The sequence below is a fragment of the Ancylobacter sp. G4_0304 genome, from assembly GCF_047501495.1.
Taxonomy (GTDB): Bacteria; Pseudomonadota; Alphaproteobacteria; order Rhizobiales; family Xanthobacteraceae; genus Ancylobacter.
Genome location: NZ_JAZDRM010000072.1, coordinates 1 through 4,828, shown reverse-complemented (window position 1 = coordinate 4,828; position 4,828 = coordinate 1). Strand labels below are relative to the sequence as shown.

At 66.1% G+C, this 4,828-nt stretch carries 5 protein-coding genes and 1 tRNA gene; 3 read left to right on the top strand and 3 right to left on the bottom strand.

The window, feature by feature from the left end; genetic code table 11:
• Window positions 1-14: 14 nt before the first annotated feature.
• Window positions 15-89: transfer RNA gene (locus tag VRZ77_RS21605), tRNA-Thr, on the bottom strand.
• A gap of 255 nt (window positions 90-344) precedes the next feature.
• On the opposite strand from VRZ77_RS21605, the gene VRZ77_RS21600 reads away from it, so the two are divergent.
• The 3 genes from VRZ77_RS21600 (at window position 345) to VRZ77_RS21590 (ending at window position 1,831) form a co-directional block, all read left to right on the top strand.
• Complete coding sequence (locus VRZ77_RS21600; protein ID WP_414594625.1) at window positions 345-764, top strand: cysteine rich repeat-containing protein; 420 nt, start codon at window positions 345-347, stop codon at window positions 762-764.
• A gap of 37 nt (window positions 765-801) precedes the next feature.
• Window positions 802-1,407, top strand: coding sequence for an OmpA family protein (locus tag VRZ77_RS21595; RefSeq protein ID WP_414594624.1), 606 nt, complete (start codon window positions 802-804; stop codon window positions 1,405-1,407).
• Between the two features lie 82 nt (window positions 1,408-1,489).
• A complete protein-coding gene (locus VRZ77_RS21590; protein ID WP_414594623.1) occupies window positions 1,490-1,831 on the top strand; it encodes a RidA family protein in 342 nt (113 codons plus the stop codon).
• A gap of 113 nt (window positions 1,832-1,944) precedes the next feature.
• Here the strand turns inward: VRZ77_RS21590 and VRZ77_RS21585 are convergent, their stop codons facing one another.
• Both VRZ77_RS21585 and rlmB read right to left on the bottom strand, forming a co-directional pair.
• Entirely contained in the window at window positions 1,945-3,618 is a 1,674-nt protein-coding gene (locus tag VRZ77_RS21585) for an MFS transporter (RefSeq protein WP_414594622.1), read from the bottom strand.
• A 393-nt stretch (window positions 3,619-4,011) separates the two neighbouring features.
• A partial coding sequence (gene rlmB, locus VRZ77_RS21580; RefSeq protein ID WP_414594621.1) for a 23S rRNA (guanosine(2251)-2'-O)-methyltransferase RlmB occupies window positions 4,012-4,828 on the bottom strand: 817 nt, incomplete at its 5' end.

Sequence of the window (4,828 nt, the reverse complement as noted above, 5' to 3'; positions counted from 1 at the left end):
GTCGTTGGGGAAGCTGGTGCCGGCTGAGGGGATCGAACCCCCGACCTTCGGTTTACAAAACCGCTGCACTACCGCTGTGCTAAGCCGGCCCTGACAGGGAGGTAGCAGCGCGGCGCCGGGCCTGCAAGCCATCCGCGCCCCGCAGGTCGCTGGAGCCAGCAGGTCAACCGGTTGCGGTTTAATTGGGTGCGCGCGCGGGTTAGGTAAAATCCGCCATTGCGCCTTCCCCTGGGTTCTGCGAGACGAGTCGGGTGGTAACGTCGTGCATGTGGTGACGAGTTGCCATCGGGGGGCTGCCGGTGCTGCGCCGGCCGCCGATGTGCTCGCATAGGAGGCGGGAGACTATGAAACGACACCTGATCGGACTGGTTGCGCTGCTGACCCTCGGCGCCAGCGGCGCCGCGTCGGCGCAGACCATGAGCTATGCCGAGGCCGGCGCGCTCATTGCCAAGAGCTGCGGTCCTTCCATCGAGAAATATTGCTCCAAGCTCAACATCGGCACCGGGCAGGTGCAGCAGTGCCTCCAGGACAACAAGGCCAATGTCCCGGCGCAGTGCTTCACTGACTACACCGCCGTGGTGACGTCAATCCAGAAGCGCGTCGCGGCACAGCACGGCGCCTACAAGATCTGCGAAGCCGACATCCGCCAGTTCTGCAAGGGCGTGAAGCCGGGCGACGCCAATATCCTCGACTGCCTGCTGACCTCCGTGAAGGTGGTCGATGCCGCCTGCAAGCAGGTCATCGCCGATGCCGGCTGGCAGTGACGGCGCGCAAAGCAAGCTCCAGGGAAGGATGACCACAATGAGCCGTACCGTTCGCTTTGCCGCGCGCCTCGCCGGGGGCCTCGCCCTGGCCGCCGTCCTCGCCGGGCCGCTGGCCTCCGGCGCCAGCGCCCAAACCTCGCTGACCGATGGCCAGATCCTCCAGGGTCTGACCATGACCACGGCCGATGAGCCGACCATCACCGCGCAGATTCTGAAGCAGATGGCGCAGACCGCCGTCGCCAACAATGTTGCGGTGCCGCTCGACAAGTCCGAGATCGCCAAGCAGCTCGACAAGCTGGCCCAGATCACGGTGCAGATTCAGTTCGCGCTGAACTCGGCCGTCATCAAGCCGGAATCCTATGCCACCATCGGCTCGATCGCCGATGCGCTGCACCACCCGATCCTGTGGGGCTACCGCTTCCTGATCGTCGGCAACACCGACACCACCGGCAACCGCAAGGCGAATCTGGAGCTCAGCCAGCAGCGCGCCGATGCGGTGATGGAAGCGCTGGTGAACCTCTACAAGGTCGATCCGGCCCGCCTCGAAGCCGTGGGCCTCGGCCAGGAAGCGCTGCAGACGCCCAACGATCCGACCAACCCGATCAATCGTCGCGTTCAGATCTTCAACATCGGCAAGGAATGAGCGTATAGCTCATCCATCATGGGCCGGGCGTCGAACGGCGCCCGGCCTTTTTCATGACCGAGGCAAAGCGAGTTTTTCCGAAATGAGCATCAAGAGAATCGAACCCGGCGCGCGCATGAGCCAGGCCGTCGTCCACGGCTCGATCGCCTATCTGGCAGGCCAGGTGGCGCTGGGCGACGGCGTCGGCGCGCAGACCAAGGCCGTGCTCGACCAGATCGACGCGCTGCTGGCGCAGGCCGGGACCGATAAATCTAAGATCCTCACGGCGACGATCTACCTCGCCGACATCTCGACATTCGGTGAGATGAACGCGGTGTGGGACAAGTGGGTGTCGGCCGGCAACCCGCCCGCCCGCGCCACCGTCGAGGCGAAGCTCGCGACGCCGGACTACAAGGTCGAGATCGTGGTGACTGCCGTCATCTGACGGACGTTGCTGCCTCGCGCGGCACCGGAAAAAGCAAAAGGCCCCGCGATAGCCTCGCGGGGCCTTTCTTGTGAGTTGGGGACCGCCGTGCCGGAGCGCGGCGGTCCGGCGACTCAGTTGATGTTGTCGAGGTCTCGATTCTTGGTCTCCGGCAGGAAGATCACGCCGATGACCACGGTCATCAGAGCGACGACGATCGGATACCAGAGGCCCGAGAAGATGTTGCCCGACGCGGCCACGATGGCGAAGGCGGTGGGCGGCAGGAAGCCACCGAACCAGCCATTGCCGATGTGATAGGGCAGCGACATGCCGGTGTAGCGGATGCGGGTCGGGAACAGTTCGACCAGCAGCGCGGCGATCGGGCCGTACACCATCGTCACATAGAGGACGAGGATGAACAGAAGGCCGATCAGGCTGAGCGAGCGCGGGTTGCTGAAGACGCCGCCAATGGTCGGCTCCTTCAGGATCGTGGCGTCGCCGACGACCGGATAGCCCGCCCCCTGAGCCGCCGCGACGATGGCCGCGCCGGTCTTGTCGGTGTCGGGAATGGTGACGGCGGTGCCGTTGACCGTCGCGACCAGCGGCGAGCCGGCGGCACCCTGCACCAGCTCATAGTGCATCGAGTTGGTGGCGAGCGTCCGGCGGATCACGTCGCAGGGCCGGGTGAACACGCGCACGCCGACGGGATCGAACAGCGTGCCGCAGGTCGCCGGGTCGGCGGTGATGTCGATCTTCACCTGCTCGGTCGCCGCGATCAGCTTCGGGTTGGCGATGCGGGCGATCTGCTCGAACAGCGGGAAGTAGGTCGCCGCCGCGATGAGGCAGCCCGCGATCAGGATCGGCTTGCGGCCGATCTTGTCCGACAGCCAGCCGAAGAAGATGAAGAACGGCGTGCCGATCAGCAGGCCGGCGGCGATCAGCAGGTTCGCCGTCGTACCGTCGACCTTCAGCGTCTGGGTGAGGAAGAACAGCGCGTAGAACTGGCCGCAATACCACACCACGGCCTGGCCGGCGGTGCCGCCGAACAGGGCAATCAGCGCGATCTTGGCGTTCTTCCAGGTGCCGAAGGCTTCGGTCAGCGGCGCCTTGGAGCGGGTACCCTCTTCCTTCATCTTCTGGAAGGCCGGCGATTCGCTGAGCTGGAGGCGGATCCAGATCGAGAAGCCGAGCAGGACGATCGACACCAGGAACGGAATGCGCCAGCCCCAGGCGTTGAAGTCCTCCGGCGTCATGCTGAGGCGCAGGGTCAGGATCACCAGCAGCGAGAGGAACAGGCCGACGGTGGCCGTGGTCTGAATCCACGAGGTGTAGAAGCCGCGCCGCCCGTTCGGCGCATGTTCGGCGACATAGGTCGCCGCGCCGCCATACTCACCGCCGAGCGCGAGGCCCTGGGCGAGACGGCAGAGGATGAAGATCACCGGGGCGGCATAGCCGATGGTGTCGTAGCTGGGCAGCAGGCCGACCGCGAAGGTCGCGATGCCCATGAGCGTCATGGTGACGAGGAAGGTATATTTGCGCCCGATCAGGTCGCCGAGGCGCCCGAACACGAGAGCGCCGAACGGGCGGACGGCGAAGCCGGCGGCGAAGCCGAACAGAACGAAGATGAACTTCGCCGTATCGTTGGTGCCCGGCACGAACGTGGCCGCGATATTGGCGGCAAGCGAGCCCGCCAGATAGAAATCATACCACTCGAAGACCGTGCCGGCGGAGGAGGCGATGATCACCTTCCTCTCTTCCTTGGTCATCGGGGCCGCTTTTCGCGCGGTCCCTGCCGTCGTTACGCTCATCGTCGTTTCCCTTCCCCGGAATAGAGTGCGTGCGAATCCTTTTGGCCCGCATGCGGACATGCGAGCTCATGGCCACGGGCGCCTGATCAGCGCTCGCCGTTGGTCGTCGGTCGAGTTTTGGGAGTTCGCCTTGGAACGCCTTCCGCTCGGACTGTTTCCTCCCGGAGGTCGCCCGCGCTTATGTGTCGCGGTGTCTTTCCCCGGATGACGGCGCGCGGGACTCTTCTGGTTCCGTCTTAGCCTTGGGGAAGCTTGACGAAATTGCCGGATCTTTACGATTGGCAATTGGTCGTAACCCATAAGACGCCCGATGCGGGCAGGGTTTTCCCGCGCGCAGCGGACTCACCGCGCGCGGCGAGGCGCCGCGTGGCGCGCGTTAAACGTTACGTTACGTTACTTCTGGGCTTTGGAGGCGATGGCGCGCCGGGCGATGTGCAGAGCGAGCACGGCGGCGTTCGACACGTTGAGACTGACGATGGCGCCGGGCAGATCGATTCGCGCCAGCGTGTCGCAGGTCTGGCGGGTGAGCTGGCGCAGACCCTTGCCCTCGGCGCCGAGCACCAGCGCCACCGGCGCACGCAGCGGCGTGTCGACCAGATCGGCCGGCCCCTCGCTGTCGAGCCCGACAACCTGTACGCCGCTGTTCTTCATCTCTTCCAGCGCGCGGGCGAGATTGCCGACGAAGCAGAACGGCACATGCTCCAGCCCGCCGCTCGCGGCCTTGGCCAGCACGCCGGTCGCCGCCGGGCTGTGGCGCGCGGTGGTGACGATCGCGCCAACCTTGAGCGCGGCCGCCGAGCGCACGATGGCGCCGACATTGTGCGGATCGGTGATCTGGTCGAGCACCAGAATCAGGTCGTTCTCGGCGGCTTCCGCGAGGCTGGGCGAGCGCAGCGGGTCGCATTCCGCCAGCAGGCCCTGATGCACCGCGTCCGGCTCCAGCAGCCGATCGATTGCGCCCGGCCGCACGATTTCCGGCTGGAAGGGCAGGGGAACGGCTTCCTCGACCAGCCGCTTCATCGCGTTTTCGGTCGCCATGAGGCGGCGCAGCTTGCGCCGCGGGTTGCGCAGCGCCTCGGCCACCGAGTGCCAACCATAGAGAATCGCCACGTCGTCCGGCCACTCGCCGAACGGCCGGCCGGCCGGGCGTTCGCGACGTTGCGGGGCGCCGCCCGAGCGGAAGGGGCGGGAAGGGCGCTTGGACGGGTGG